Origin of the sequence: Mesorhizobium sp. ES1-1 (assembly GCF_020164785.1) — a bacterium.
Lineage (GTDB): Bacteria > Pseudomonadota > Alphaproteobacteria > Rhizobiales > Rhizobiaceae > Mesorhizobium.
The window spans coordinates 165,665-179,278 of record NZ_JAIUGX010000001.1; the positions used below are offsets into that span (position 1 = coordinate 165,665).

Consider the following 13,614-nt stretch of genomic DNA (forward strand, 5'->3'; position numbering starts at 1 on the left):
GCGTCTACTCCGGATTGGAATGGTCGAGGAAATAGCGGCGGGCATCAGCGGACGAGAGCGCGTCCAGCCTTTCGAGCGAGGTCCAGACCTCGGTGATCAGGCGCAGGACATAGTCGCGCTTGGCCGGGAAGCGCTCGGCCTGCCAACTGGCGATGTTGGCGATGAGGGCAAGCCTTGCGCGGATCAGCTCGAAAAGAATGCCGATCTCTTCCGCCTCGAGCGGCTGCACAGACTGGTAACCCGCGACGAAGCGCGCGGCGGGCGCCAGCGGGTGGCCTTCCGCCGGCCAGCGATAGACGGCGCCGATGGCGAGGTCGCAGATCAGCGGTGAATGGATCATATCGCCGAAGTCGAGAATGCCGCTGACCAGTTCCGGCCGCGAGGCGTCCATCACCACATTGTAGGAATTCATGTCGTTGTGGACAATCTGGGCGCGCAGTTTCGGGATGACAGGCGCCGCGTGCGCTTCGAAGGCGTCGATCGCGCGTTCCACCAACGCACGATTGCCGGGGTCGGTAATATCACCCGACATCGGGCGCGTCTTGGCGACCTTGCGGATATCCCAGAGCAGATCGCTGCCGGCAGCGGGATGGAAGAAGCCGCGTAGCGCCTTACCGAGCCGCGCGAGAAAGACGCCGAGATTGCGATCCTGCGCAGCCGAGGGGGGCGAGCGCGACAGCAACACGCCCGGAAGATAGGTAACCAACCGGATGATGCGCGGCGCCGATCCGGCCACGCCGATGGCGAATTGCGCTTCACCCCGCAGGCTCTTGCGCACCGAAGGCACCGGCAAGGTCGGGTCGACCAGCGCGATGTGATCGAGCGCCTTGTTCTGGAAATCGGTGAAGCCCGCCTCTTCCGCCGGATGAGAGATTTTCAGGACGAACTCGCCGTCTTCCTCCGTCTTGATGTGGAAGTTATGGTCGCGCTCCCCAGGCAATGGGCGCGCGCTGCCGGTGAGCCCGTAGTGCTCGGCCAGGATGGCCAATGCGTCGGCTTCGGAAGCATCCGGCGCATCCTCGGCAAGCGTCTCTCCGAAGGCGTCTGGCGCGGCCGCACTCACGCGCTGGCCCCGGGTTCGATGGGTTCGAGGCCGCACCAATCGGCGATGAACAGCGCGATTGTTTGGGTGACCTTGCGGACCGAGTCCAGGTCGACTGCCTCGTCATAGCCATGCGGCATGCGGCAGATCGGACCGTAGACGATCGCCGGCGTATCGGCATAAAGGCCGAAGAAGCGCGCATCAGTGGTCGCGGAGGTGACGTGTTCCTGCAGCGGCTCGCCCCAGACGGCAACATGGCTGCGCCGCAGCACGGCCTCCATTTCGTCGGCACCCTCCAGCACATAGCCTTCGGCCATGAAGCCGTTGTAGGTCATCGTCGGCGGGCGATTGGCCAGGAAGGGGTCAGCGCGTGCCGCATCGGCGATGCAGGCTTCCAACTCGGCCCGGGCGCTCTCGAGGCTCTGGCCGGGATAGGTCGCAACCCGCATCTCGAACACGCAGCGCGCGGGCACGCTCGATGTCCATTCACCGCCCTCGATCTTGCCGAGATTGAAACGGATCGGATGCGGATGGTCGTAGAAATGCGGATCATCGACCTTGCGCGCGTTCCACACGACCTCCAGCTGCTTCAGCGCCTGGATGATAAGGAAGGCCTTTTCGATGGCGTTTGATCCGGCGGAGAAGGCTCCCGAGGCATGGCGCGGATCACCTTCGACCTCCACCCGGAACCAGATCGGCCCGACCTGCGCCCGCATCAGCCTTGGCTCCAGCGGCTCCGGGATGAAGGCGGCGTCGGCGCGGTAGCCGCGCTGCAGGCAGGCAAGCGCGCCATTGCCGGTGCACTCTTCCTCGACCACCGACTGCAGGAAGATCTTCGCGGCCGGCTGATAGCCAAGACCCCGCAACGCGGCCAGCGCATAGAGGCATGCCGACAGGCCGGCCTTCATGTCCCCGGCGCCCCGGCCATGCATCCAGCCATCCTCGATGGCCGGGTCGTATGGATCGCGAACCCAGCGGTCCAACGGCCCGGTCGGCACCACGTCGATATGGCCGTTGAGAATCAGGGACCGGCCGGTCGCATTTCGCGGCGTGTGGGTGGCGACCACATTGAAGGCATCGTCATAGGAGACCGCCACTGGCGAAAAGCCCGGCAGATCGCGGATGTCCTCGACATCGACCCGCCACATGTCGACCGTATACCCGTGTGCCTCATAGGTGTCCGCCATGAACGATTGCGCTGCATGTTCTTGGCCCCTCTGTGAAGGGAAGCGTACGAGTTCGGCCAGGAAAGAGACCTGCCGCGCGAAGCCATCATCCACTGCGCTGAGTATGGCCTCGTCGGCGATCCGTTCTGTCATGTGATGTCGCTTTTCAATCGATGGTGTATCATATCTCATATGCCATCTGCGTGAGATGCAAAGAGGCGCGCCGGCACTTACGTCAGTCCACAGGGGCCGATTCAATTCCGCCACGGAGTTGGCAGTTGGCAACGGCCGCCGCGACCCGGTACTGCTATCGAGATGAACGCGAAGAGGAAAGACTTGATCATCCAAGACTCGATACCGGCCGAAATCACCCATCTCGCCCCTGGCTACAGACGCCTGCCGGCGGGCAAGCTTGCCAATGCGGTGACATGGATGGAGGCCCGTGCGCCGAAGCCCGGCCTGGCGCGGCCGCTGCTCATGACCCGGATCACCAATCCCGACTGCGCTTCGTATCGGGCGATCTTCTTTGAAATCGGGGCGCCATGGCTGTGGGACAGCGTCTCCGAAATGTCGGACGCTGATATCTCCGAACATTTCGCCGATCCGCGCGTCCATCTTTACTACGGTCATGATGAAAGCGGCGCGCATCTTGGCATGGTCGAATTCTTCGTCGCCGACAACAACGACATCGAGATTACCTATTTCGGCCTGTTGCCTGCCCTGACCGGCCGCGGGTTCGGCAAGCGGCTCATGGCCGGCGCGCTGGACTTGGCTTGGCGCCTCGATCCGATCCGCGTTTGGCTTCATACCAGCAGCTTCGATCATCACAGTGTCATCGGCTTCTACGCCGCCTGCGGGTTCGTGCCTTTCGCCACGGGATTTGAAATCATTGACGACCCCCGGTTGAAGGGAACCCTGCCGCGCACGGTCGCGCCGCAGATTCCGCTGATCGAAACTGAATGGAGCGGAATTAACGCGGCGAGCAACCTGACACAGCCACGCACTCTCGCGCAACGCCGCAGGCTACGCGGAGATAGATGAAAACAGCCCCGCCGCCCGCCACGCATGCATCGCCGCATCATCGGCGTTGGGTCCGCCGCGAGACCATCCTGTCGGCATTGCGGCGGCATATCGATACGCGGATCGTGCTGTTCGCGGCCCCCGCCGGCTTCGGCAAATCGACGACGATGGCGCAATGGGCCACAGAGGTCGCACACCACGGCCGGCTTACCGCGTGGCTGTCCTGCGAGGCATCGGACAATGACGAGGGCGCCTTCCTTTCCCATATGGTCGGCGCCCTGCGCCATCTCATGCAGACGCCGGCGGAACTCGACCTTGCTTTCCAGTCCAGCCCGATCCCGCAGCTCGATGTGGTGCTCGCCGCACTGCTGAACGGGCTTGCAGCGCGCGCCGACGGCACCACCTTGTTCTTCGACGATTACCACGCCATCGAGACGCCAGGGGTAAGGCGGTTCATGGAACGCCTGACGCGGCAGGCGCCGTCCAATGTCGCCTTCGTTATCGGTTCGCGCGGCCTGCCCGACCTGCAACTCGGCAAGCTCAGGGTGCTTGGCGACGTCTTCGAGATCGGTCCGGACGACCTGCGCTTCGCTTCTTCCGAAGCCGCGGCGTTCTTCAACGAGAAGCTGGGCCTCAGCGTCAGCAGCGGCACAGTGGAGACCCTATGCTCGCGTACCGAAGGGTGGGCCGCCGGGCTGCAACTTGCGTCGCTGTCGCTCAGTGCCGCGAATGCGCCTGAAACCGTGATCGGTAATTTCACCGGCGCCAACCGCAATGTCGCCGACTTCCTGATGGGCGAAGTATTCCTCGAACTGCCGCCCGCCATTTCGAGATTCCTGCTTTACAGCTCGATCTTCGAACGGTTTAGCGCCGAGGCTTGCCGGACGGTGATGCGCGCCGCCGACGCGGAGGCAACGATAACCGAGATTGAGACGCGCAACCTCTTCCTGGTGCCCCTCGACGAGGAGCGGCGTTGGTTTCGCTATCATCACCTGTTCCGCGACTTCCTCAGCCGCGAAATGGAGCGGCGCGAGCCGGAGATGATCGCGCCGTTACATCTGGCGGCCGCCGAATGGTTTGGCGAACGCAGGATGCTGACGGAGGCCATCGGACACGCGCTGGCCGCCGGCGACCAGGCTCGGGCGGCGGTATTCATCGAGAACAATGCGCTGGAACTCATCGCCCAGTGCCAGCTTCTCTATGTGCGGCAGTTGCTGGCTCTTCTGCCGAGGAAGCTGATCGACCAGCGCATCCGGCTGCAGCTTGTCGTGCTCTGGCTGGCCGTTCACAGCAGCCAACCCGAGATAGCCACGCAGACGCTGAGCAACGCACGCACGCTGATCGCAACCGGACCGGTGGACGGCAAGGATCCGGGTACCATGGCCGGCACCACGATCGAGGCCGAACTCGCTGTGCTCGGTTCCGCCGTGCACAGCACGCTGGAGCAATTCGAGGACGCCCGCGACACCGCGCTGGCCGCCTTGCGCGTCATCGCGCCCGATGCGTGGTTCATGGAGGGCGCGACCGCCAATGTCATCGGCTACAACCTCTATGCGCTGGGCGACCTCGATGGCGCGCGCGCCGCGATCGAGGCGGCGCGACAGGCGCATGAGCGAAGCGGCAGCCTGCTCGGCATCACCATCGCCAATTGCTACATGGCGGTCGTCGAACGTTCGGCCGGCCGCCTGCCCGCGGCGGAGCGGCTGCTGCGCAACGCAATCATCGAAGCCAGGGCGCGGATCGGCGCGAACTCCTATGCCGAGGCGTTGGCCGGGACGCTGCTGGCCGAACTGGCCTACGAGACCAATTCGTCGGGCGAAGCGCTGTCGCTGGTCGAGAATCTCGGACCACTGATCGAGGGTGCGGCGGTGATCGTCTACCCACTGGCGAGCGTGCCGACCTATGCCCGTGTTCTGCAGCTGACCGGTCGCAGCGAAGCGGCGCTGGACATGCTCGAACGGGTCTATCAGCGCGTGCGCGGCACGGTTTACCGGCGGCTGGCATCGATGATCATCCATGACCGCATACGCGTTCTGCTGGACCAGAACCGCACCGCCGAGGCGCGCGCGCTCCTAGCCGAGCACCGCAGCCAGGAGCCCGACGCTTCGATGGTCATGAGCACGGCCAACGAGTTCGAGTTCTTTGCCGAAGGCCGCCTGCTGACAGCGGAGAAATCCCATACCGAGGCGGCCCGTATTCTCGACGCGCTTATCGAGCGAACCCGAACGGGCGGCCGCGTGCGCCGTCACATCCTGGCGCTGATCCTGCGCTCCAAGACGGCAGGCCACGATCAGCGCGAGGGCGATCGGTATCTTCTCGAAGCGCTGCGTCTTGCCCGGCCATCGGGCTTCATCCGTTCCTTCGTCGACGAGGGAAGGCCTGTGATCGAAGGGCTGATGCGGCTGCGGGCGGCCCAGGCGAGGACGGACCCTGCCCTGTCCGCCTATGCCACGCGCATCATCGATGCCGCGCAGACAAAGCCTGTCGCGGCACGCCGGCCGGCCCTGACGGTGGCCGAAAAGGAACGGCTAACCCAGCGCGAGGGCGAGTTGCTGCGCTGCCTGAGCGAGGGCATGTCCAATCGGGATATCGCGCTTGCCATGTCGGTGAGCGAAACGACGGTGAAGTGGCACCTGAAGAACATTTTCGGCAAACTGGCGGTGTCTAACCGTGTCCAGGCGGTGCGTGCCGCCCAGGCCGCCGAAAATCTCCTACCCCTCCGAAAGTAGGGGGCGTCGATAAATGTGCGGCCCTCCTTTCGAGGCGGGCAAGGCGATCGTTAGCCTGCTAGCGTCATCAATGTTTCAGAGGACGATAGCTGATGGCGACAGGTTACGTTTTTCACGAACAGCTGATGTGGCATGACACCGGCTCGAGCGCCGACATGATGCCTCCAGGCCGTTTCGTGGAACCGGGACGCCATCTGGAATCACCAGGCTCCAAACGCCGCCTGAACAATCTCATCCAGGTCAGCGGCCTGTCGCGCCATCTGGTGCCGATCATTGCCGAGCCGGTCTCGGTCGAGGACCTGCTGCGCGTGCACACGCAACGTCACATCGATGACATCAGGATGCTCAGCGAACGCGGTGGCTCGGGTTTCGCCGGCCCGCAGGCGCCGATCGGGGTCAACAGTTTCGACATCGCCCTGCTGTCGGCCGGCACCACCTATGCCGCGATGCGCGCGGTGCTGACCGGCCGCGTCGACAATGCCTATGCGCTGGCGCGGCCGCCAGGTCATCATGCGGAGCCCGACCAGGCATTGGGCAACTGCCTGTTTTCCAACATCGGCGTCTCCGTGCGGCGGTTGCAGCATGAGGGCCTGCTCGGGCGTGCCGCGATCGTCGACTGGGACGTGCATCACGGCAACGGCACCGAGACCATCTTCTACTCCGACCCGTCCGTGCTGACCATTTCGCTGCACCAGGACAATCTCTATCCAACCGGGCGCGGCGCGATGGCAGACAATGGCAAGGGTGAAGGCGAGGGCTACAACATCAACATCCCGTTGCCAGCCGGCAGCGGAACGGGGGCCTATGAAGCGTCCTTCGACCGTGTCGTCGCCCCTGCGCTGCGCGCCTTCCGGCCGGATCTCGTCATCGTCGCTTCCGGTTTCGACGCCTCGGGCTTCGATCCTCTCGGCCGCATGATGCTCAACAGCGAGTGCTTTCGGCGGCTCGCCGCCCGCATGGTTGCGCTGGCCGCCGAGACCTCGCAGGGACGGCTGATGATGAGCCACGAAGGCGGCTACTCGGAAGGCTATGTGCCGTTCTGCGGCCATGCCGTCATCGAGACGCTGGCCAATCATCGCACAGAGGTGGTCGATCCGCTGTCGGACCACATCGACGAATGGGCCGGGCAAGACCTGCAGCCGCACCAGGCCAAGGTGATCGATGCCGCCGAAAGTCTGCTCGCCGGTCTGCGCCGGCGCCTGGCAAGTGCTGCCTGACGCGATGGATTTTGTCGTCACCACGCTCCTCAATGCGCTGACGCTGATCAGCATCCTGATGCTTGTCGGGCTCGGGCTGGCCATCAGTTTCGGACTGATGAACGTGACCAATCTGGCGCATGGCGAGTTCGTCACCGTGGGCGCCTTCGCGGTCTATTTCGTGCAGAGCGTGGGCGGCTCGTTCTGGATTGGGCTTGCCGCCGCCCCCATCGCCGGCGCGGTGGTCGGCTGCATCCTCGAATTTGCGATCATCCGGCATCTCTATTCGCGGCCGGTCTCGACCGTGCTTGCCACCTGGGGCGTCAGCCTGATCCTGCAGCAAGGGCTGGAGTTGGCCTTCGGCCTCGGCGCAAAGCCGGTGACGCCGCCGATCGAGGGGACGTTCGACCTGTTCTTCACCGTCTATCCGGCCTACCGGCTCATCCTGATCGCGATCGCCATGCTTACTCTCCTCGGCGTCGTCCTGCTGATCAGCCGGACGTCGTTCGGGCTCGACATCCGCACCGTCATTCAGAACCGCGAGATGGCCGAAGGCGTCGGCATCAACACGCGCCGCACCTATGCCATCGCCTTCACTTTCGGCGCGGCCATCGCCGGGCTTGCAGGGGGCCTGGTCGCACCGCTGGCGATCGTGCTGCCTCAGATGGGGGTCAACTACCTCGCCAATGCCTTTTTCGTCGTCATCGTCGGCGGCGTCGGCTCGATCGGCGGTCTTGTCGCCGGCAGCGTGTTCGTGGGCGGCCTGACCAGTATCCTGAACTATCAGATCTCGCCGTCCCTGGCGCAGGCTGTGGTGTTGCTGGCCGCCATCGTCGCCGTCCGGCTGCGGCCCAATGGCCTGTTCAATGGGGCATCGCGATGATGGCCCTCGACCGCAACTGGCTGCTGATCTTCGCCGTCTGCGTCGTGCTCGCAATCCTCTATCCGCTTTTCGCCGACGGCTACCAGTTGACCGTGATCCGCGACGCGCTGATCTTCGGCCTGTTCGCGGCAAGCCTCGACTTCTTCTGGGGCCGCACCGGCATCCTGTGCTTCGGCCACGCCGCCTTCTTCGGCATTGGCGGCTACATCATGGCGCTGGTCACGCTCAACGACGCCATCCCGTTCGCAAGCCTGCTCGGCGTCTTGGGCGCCGTGGCCGGTGCGGCCTTCGTTGCAGCCATCATTGGCTATTTCCTGTTCTTCGGCGGCATCCGCGGCAGCTATTTCACCATCGTCACGCTGGCCATGGGCGTGATCTGCCAGCAGGCCGCCGTGTCCTGGAGTTCCGTTACAGGCGGTGACAGTGGCCTGATCGGCATTCCGCCGATCGCGTTCGATGTCGGCGTTACTCAGGTCGATCTGAGCCAGGATCTGCCCTCCTATATCTTCGTCGCTTCGATCGTCGCGGCGGTTGTCCTGGCGCTGTGGTCGATCAGCCGCGGCCGCTGGGGCACGGTGCTGACCGCGATCCAGGACAATGAGGTCCGTGCAGCCGCGCTTGGCCACAATGCGCCCTTGCGGTTGCTGATAACCTTCGTCCTGTCGGCCGCCATCGCCGGCCTTGCCGGCGCGCTCTATGTCTGCATGGCCGGGTTGGTTGCGCCCGATCTTTCCGGGTTGCTTCTGTCGACAGAGGTTATCGTCTGGGTGGCCGTGGGCGGACGCGGCACATTGCTGGGTCCCGTGCTCGGCGCGATCTTAATCCAGCGCGCGCAGCAGACGATCAGCAGCTTCAACCCGAGCTTGTGGCCGCTGCTGCTCGGCTGCGTCTTCGTCATTATCGTCTTCGTCCTGCCCGACGGCATCCTCTCTATCTATGCACGGCTGAAAAGCCTGCTCAGGGGCCGGAGGCGCGCGCAATGAGCGATGTCCTGCTCCAGGCCGAGAATGTCGGCATCCGCTTCGGTGGCCTGCAGGCGCTGGAGGCTTTGAACCTTACGGTGCGCGACAAGGAGCTCTGCTGCATCATAGGGCCGAACGGGGCGGGCAAGAGCACCTTCCTCAATGTGCTGACCGGCACGCTGCGCCCGACCAGCGGCAGCGTGCGGTTCCTGGGCCACGACATAGCCGGCCTGCCGCTGCACCGCATCGCCCGCCTCGGCATCGCGCGCAAATTCCAGATTCCATCGATCTTCCCCAACCTGTCGGTGGAGGACAATCTGAAGGTGGCGCGCTGGGGCGTCCCGTCCCCAGGTCGTCCGGTGCGCGAATTGCTGGATCTGGTCGCGCTTGGAGACCGCGCCGCAGCGCTCGCCGGTGAACTGGCGCACGGCCAGAAGCAATGGCTGGAGATCGGCATGGCGCTGGCGATCGAGCCAAGGCTGCTGCTGCTCGACGAACCCACGGCCGGGATGACCCCACAGGAGACGCTGGCGACAGCCGAGATGCTGTTGCGGCTCAAGGGCGAGTTCTCGATCGTCGCGGTCGAGCACGACATAAGGTTCGTGCGGGCGTTGAACTGCGAAACACTGGTGCTGCATCAGGGACGAAGGCTGCGCAGCGGTCCTTTCCACGACATCGAGACCGACGAAATGGTCCGCGATGTCTATCTGGGGAGGCGCTGATCATGCTGCGGACGCTGGCGATTTCGGCAGGCTACGGCCTGCTCCCGGTGCTGAACGGCATCGATATCAGCGTCGCGCCCGGTGAAGTCGTCGGCCTGCTTGGCCGCAACGGCGCCGGCAAGACGACGCTGCTGCGTGTCATCGCCGGCGCGCTGCGCGCGAGCGGCGGGGCTGTTATTCTCGGTGACCGGGACCTCACTAACACCCCTGCTTTCCGTCGGGCGCGGGCTGGGATCGCGCATGTGCCGCAGGGACGCGGCATATTCAATCAATTGACGGTGCGGCAGAATTTGGAAGTCGGCACGCGCGCCGCTAAGGGTCGCGGCGACGGCGGCATTCCGGATGACATCTTCGGTTATTTCCCGATCCTGCGCGAACGTGAAGCGCAGATCGCGGGCACGCTTTCCGGCGGCCAGCAGCAGATGCTGGCCATCGGCCGCGCCCTGTGCGGCCTGCCATCGGTGCTGCTGCTCGACGAACCGTCGGAAGGCATACAGCCCAACATCGTGCAGTCGATCGCCGAGCTTGTGCCGCGGATCGCCCGCGAGCGCGGCATCGCCATCGTTCTGGTCGAGCAGAATCTCGATCTCGTTCTCAAGGCGGCCGACCGCTGCCTGGTGATGGAAAAGGGCAGGATCGTCCATGAGGGTGCGCCGGAGGCGTTCGCCGACGAGACGCTGCTGAAGGATCTATTGGCTTTGTAAGGCGCGCATGGGGCGTGTCTGGGACTGAAAGGGAACATAAAAATGATAAGCAGAAGAACCATCCTGAAATCCGGCGGCGCCGCCGCTGCCTTTGCCGTGGTCGGTGCGCCGTCGATCCTGCGTGCCGCTGATACCGTCAAGGTTGGCGTGTCCATCCCGATCACGGGGCTGCAGGCGATCCTCGGCGAAACGCTGCTCAATTGCTACAAACTCGCCGCAGCCGAGCTCAACGCCGCCAACGGCATCGGCGGACGCCAGGTCGAACTGTTCATCGAGGACAACCAGACCACCACCAAGGGCGCGATCGACAAGGCCCGCAAACTGCTCAACGAAGACAAGGTCGACGTGATCATGGGCACGATCATTTCGCCCGAGCGCAGTGCTACGCTGTCGGTGACGTCCAAGGCCAAAAAGCTGTTCTTCTATCCGACCAATTTCGAAGGCGGCGAATGCAACCGCTATTTCGTCGCGACCGGCCCGATACCAATGCAGCAGGTCGACCCGATGATGCCATGGGTGGCCGAGAACCTCGGCAAGACCGTCTACATCATGGCTTCGGATTATGCGTGGCCGCAAAAGATGACCGAGGCGATCACGGCGGCCTATGAGAAGGCCGGCGGCAAGATCGTCGGCGCCGATTACTATCCGTTCGGCACCACGGATTTCGGCCCGGCCTTCCAGAAGATCAAGTCGCTCAAGCCCGACGTGGTCTGGTCGATGGTGGTCGGCAACGACGCCGTCACCCAGCTCAAGCAGTATCGCTCCTTTGACATCAAACAGCCGCTGATCGCACCGCTCGACGAGGTCTTCAACAAGGATGCGCTGCCGCCCGGCGTGGCCGCCGGCACCTACGCGCCGCAGCCTTACTGGATGGCGCTCGACAATCCGGTCAACAAGAAGTTCATTTCCAGCTTCCGCGAAAAATTCGGCAAGGAGAAGATGGTCAATGGCATTGGCGAAGCCGGCTATAACGGCCTGCATCTCTACGCGCTGGCGGCCGAGAAGGCCGGCTCGCTGAAGGACGACGATGTGCTGAAGGCGCTGCCGACCATTGAGTTCGACGCGCCGCAAGGCAAGATCCGTGTCGACGCCACCAACAACCACACGCTTTGCCATTCCTATGTCGGCAAGGCGGCGGCCGATGGCATCGGCTACGAAATCGTCAAGGATTTCGGCGTCATCGCGCCTGTGACCCCTTACTGCAAACTGTAGCTACCCGACAAGTCCAACCACCCCGACGGCGGCCTCGCCGCCGTCAGGGCGTCCGCGGCGCCGGCAGTCTTGCGCGCAGTTCGTCGACAAGCACCCTGGTGTTTTCGGAATAGTCGATGGGCACCACGACAAGATGCACGCCGCCGCCGGCGAAGGCCTGTTCCAGCGCCGGCTGCAATGCCGCGACTTCGGTAACCCTGGTCCCCCTGGCGCCGTAGGCTTCGGCGTATTTGACGAAGTCGGGATTGCCGAACGTCATGCCGAAATCCGGGAATTCGTCTACAGCCTGCTTCCAGCGGATCATGCCATAGGCGTGGTCTTCCAGCAGCAGGACGACGAGGTTGAGCTTGAGCCTGACGGCGGTCTCCAGTTCCTGGCTGTTCATCATGAAACCGCCATCGCCGCAAATGGCCATGACACGCCCCTGCGTGTAAAGCAGCGCCGCCGCCATGGCCGATGGCAGGCCGGCCCCCATTGTCGCCAGCGCATTGTCGAGCAGAAGCGTATTCGCCATACGCGTCCGGTAGTTGCGCGCGAACCAGATCTTGTACATGCCATTGTCCAGGGCAAGAATCCCGTCGGACGGCATCACGGCCCTCACATCATGCACGATCCGCTGCGGCGTGAAGCGATCCTCGGTGGCGCGGGCGGCGATGCGGCTCAGGATGCCTTCACGCAGCGGCAGTAGTGCGCCCGCATTAGGGATCTTGCCTTCTATGCGGTCGGCCAGAAGCGCAAGCGACGGACCAAGATCGCCGACGATCTCGGCCTGCGGGAAGTAGACCTGCTCGACATCCGCCGACTGGTAGCCGACATGGATCACTTTCGGTCCCTTGGCACCCATGATGAAGGGCGGCTTCTCGATCGTGTCGTGGCCGATGGTGATGATCAGATCGGCCTGTTCGATCGCCTCGTGCACATAGTCGCGCTCCGAAAGCGCCGCCGTTCCCATATAAAGCTCGGTTCCCCCGGGCACCGTGCCTTTGCCCATCTGTGTGGTGAAGTAGGGGATCTGCGTGCGCAACACGAAGCGCGCTATGTCGGACGTCGAGCGCGGACGCGACGCGGCGGCGCCGAACATAAGCAGCGGCCTCTGGGCCTGGATGATCATATCGGCGGCGCGGTCGAGCGCACCGGCGCTGGCCACAGGCAGCTCGACTGGATGCGTCGGCACCAGTGCGAGGGGTTCGCACTCCGCCGCGGCGATATCCTCAGGCAGTTCCAGATGCACGGGGCCTGGACGCTCTTCCTGCGCGACGCGGAATGCTTCGCGCACCAGTGACGGGATCATATTGGGCGACACGATCTGCCGCGACAGCTTGGTCAGCGGCTTCATCGCAGCGACAATGTCGACGATCTGGAATCGGGCCTGCCGGGAGGACAAGATGCCCTTCTGGCCGGTGATCATGATCATCGGCATGGCGCCGAGCAGGGCATAGGCGGCGCCGGCCGTCAGGTTGAGCGCGCCCGGCCCAAGCGTGGTTATGCACACGCCCGGCTTGCCGGTAAGTCTGCCATAGGTGGCAGCCATGAAGGCGGCGGCCTGCTCGTGGCGGGTGAGGATGAGTTGGATGGAGGAATTGCGGATGGACTCGACGATATCGAGGTTCTCCTCGCCCGGAATACCGAAAATGCGTTCGACGCCTTCATTCTCGAGTGCCGCGACAAACAGATCGGAGCCTTTGGTCATGGGCGGTCACTCCAGCATCGTGCAAATTCCATCGGACACCTCATAGTGCCGACGGCTCGCTAAGCTTCAAAGCCGCATCGCGTACGGCGACAGCAAAGCCGTGGTTCATTAACCCGGTTGGCGGCGCAAACCAAATATGGGCTGTCATTGAGGACAACAAATAGTCTTCGCTCGGCGCTGTCGCCCTTGAAGGTAGGGCCTTGCATTCCCAAATGCGGATCGCGGGCCGGGCTCCTCTGACTGTCGCCTTTGTGGCGATTGTGATGTCGGACCGCGTTAACGGGCCCG

11 protein-coding genes are annotated in these 13,614 nt (G+C 63.9%); 8 read left to right on the forward strand and 3 right to left on the reverse strand.

Annotation, left to right across the window (positions count from 1 at the left end):
• Positions 1 to 4 precede the first annotated feature (4 nt).
• Both LB513_RS00770 and LB513_RS00775 read right to left on the reverse strand, forming a co-directional pair.
• Positions 5 to 1,063 (reverse strand): phosphotransferase, encoded by a 1,059-nt coding sequence (locus LB513_RS00770; RefSeq protein WP_224661536.1) that lies wholly within the window; start codon positions 1,061 to 1,063, stop codon positions 5 to 7.
• Positions 1,060 to 2,361: an ArgE/DapE family deacylase gene (locus LB513_RS00775; RefSeq protein ID WP_224661537.1), complete on the reverse strand. Its 1,302-nt coding sequence runs from the start codon at positions 2,359 to 2,361 to the stop codon at positions 1,060 to 1,062. The genes LB513_RS00770 and LB513_RS00775 overlap by 4 nt, the downstream gene beginning before the upstream one ends.
• A gap of 162 nt (positions 2,362 to 2,523) precedes the next feature.
• Between LB513_RS00775 and LB513_RS00780 the strand changes: the two genes are divergently transcribed.
• The 8 genes from LB513_RS00780 to LB513_RS00815 all read left to right on the forward strand — a co-directional run bounded on the left by LB513_RS00780 (position 2,524) and on the right by LB513_RS00815 (position 11,636).
• Entirely contained in the window at positions 2,524 to 3,249 is a 726-nt protein-coding gene (locus LB513_RS00780; protein ID WP_224661538.1) for a GNAT family N-acetyltransferase, read from the forward strand.
• Positions 3,246 to 5,957 carry a LuxR C-terminal-related transcriptional regulator gene (locus LB513_RS00785; protein ID WP_224661539.1) on the forward strand — a complete coding sequence of 904 codons (2,712 nt, stop codon included), beginning with the start codon at positions 3,246 to 3,248 and terminating at the stop codon, positions 5,955 to 5,957. The genes LB513_RS00780 and LB513_RS00785 overlap by 4 nt, the downstream gene beginning before the upstream one ends.
• 92 nt (positions 5,958 to 6,049) lie before the next feature.
• Positions 6,050 to 7,174 (forward strand): class II histone deacetylase, encoded by a 1,125-nt coding sequence (locus LB513_RS00790; protein WP_224661540.1) that lies wholly within the window; start codon positions 6,050 to 6,052, stop codon positions 7,172 to 7,174.
• The gene (urtB, locus tag LB513_RS00795) at positions 7,119 to 8,036 is read left to right on the forward strand and encodes an urea ABC transporter permease subunit UrtB (RefSeq protein WP_224661541.1); all 918 of its coding nucleotides are present in this window, start codon (positions 7,119 to 7,121) and stop codon (positions 8,034 to 8,036) included. Before LB513_RS00790 ends, urtB begins: the two co-directional genes overlap by 56 nt.
• Complete coding sequence (locus LB513_RS00800; protein WP_224661542.1) at positions 8,033 to 9,019, forward strand: branched-chain amino acid ABC transporter permease; 987 nt, start codon at positions 8,033 to 8,035, stop codon at positions 9,017 to 9,019. The genes urtB and LB513_RS00800 overlap by 4 nt, the downstream gene beginning before the upstream one ends.
• On the forward strand, positions 9,016 to 9,720 hold the full coding sequence (locus LB513_RS00805; RefSeq protein ID WP_224661543.1) for an ATP-binding cassette domain-containing protein: 705 nt from the start codon (positions 9,016 to 9,018) through the stop codon (positions 9,718 to 9,720). Before LB513_RS00800 ends, LB513_RS00805 begins: the two co-directional genes overlap by 4 nt.
• Before the next feature lie 2 nt (positions 9,721 to 9,722).
• Positions 9,723 to 10,424, forward strand: coding sequence for an ABC transporter ATP-binding protein (locus tag LB513_RS00810; RefSeq protein ID WP_224661544.1), 702 nt, complete (start codon positions 9,723 to 9,725; stop codon positions 10,422 to 10,424).
• A gap of 42 nt (positions 10,425 to 10,466) precedes the next feature.
• On the forward strand, positions 10,467 to 11,636 hold the full coding sequence (locus LB513_RS00815; RefSeq protein WP_224661545.1) for a substrate-binding protein: 1,170 nt from the start codon (positions 10,467 to 10,469) through the stop codon (positions 11,634 to 11,636).
• A gap of 43 nt (positions 11,637 to 11,679) precedes the next feature.
• Here the strand turns inward: LB513_RS00815 and LB513_RS00820 are convergent, their stop codons facing one another.
• A complete protein-coding gene (locus tag LB513_RS00820) occupies positions 11,680 to 13,326 on the reverse strand; it encodes an acetolactate synthase large subunit (RefSeq protein ID WP_224661546.1) in 1,647 nt (548 codons plus the stop codon).
• Positions 13,327 to 13,614: the final 288 nt, after the last annotated feature.

Coding starts and splice junctions, on each gene's coding strand:
- LB513_RS00785 (WP_224661539.1), top strand. CDS start 3,246: ATGAAAACAGCCCCGCCGCCCGCCACGCATGCATCGCCGCATCATCGG.
- LB513_RS00790 (WP_224661540.1), top strand. CDS start 6,050: ATGGCGACAGGTTACGTTTTTCACGAACAGCTGATGTGGCATGACACC.
- LB513_RS00780 (WP_224661538.1), top strand. CDS start 2,524: ATGAACGCGAAGAGGAAAGACTTGATCATCCAAGACTCGATACCGGCC.
- LB513_RS00820 (WP_224661546.1), bottom strand. CDS start 13,326: ATGACCAAAGGCTCCGATCTGTTTGTCGCGGCACTCGAGAATGAAGGC.
- LB513_RS00810 (WP_224661544.1), top strand. CDS start 9,723: ATGCTGCGGACGCTGGCGATTTCGGCAGGCTACGGCCTGCTCCCGGTG.
- LB513_RS00800 (WP_224661542.1), top strand. CDS start 8,033: ATGATGGCCCTCGACCGCAACTGGCTGCTGATCTTCGCCGTCTGCGTC.
- urtB (WP_224661541.1), top strand. CDS start 7,119: ATGCCGCCGAAAGTCTGCTCGCCGGTCTGCGCCGGCGCCTGGCAAGTG.
- LB513_RS00805 (WP_224661543.1), top strand. CDS start 9,016: ATGAGCGATGTCCTGCTCCAGGCCGAGAATGTCGGCATCCGCTTCGGT.
- LB513_RS00815 (WP_224661545.1), top strand. CDS start 10,467: ATGATAAGCAGAAGAACCATCCTGAAATCCGGCGGCGCCGCCGCTGCC.
- LB513_RS00775 (WP_224661537.1), bottom strand. CDS start 2,361: ATGACAGAACGGATCGCCGACGAGGCCATACTCAGCGCAGTGGATGAT.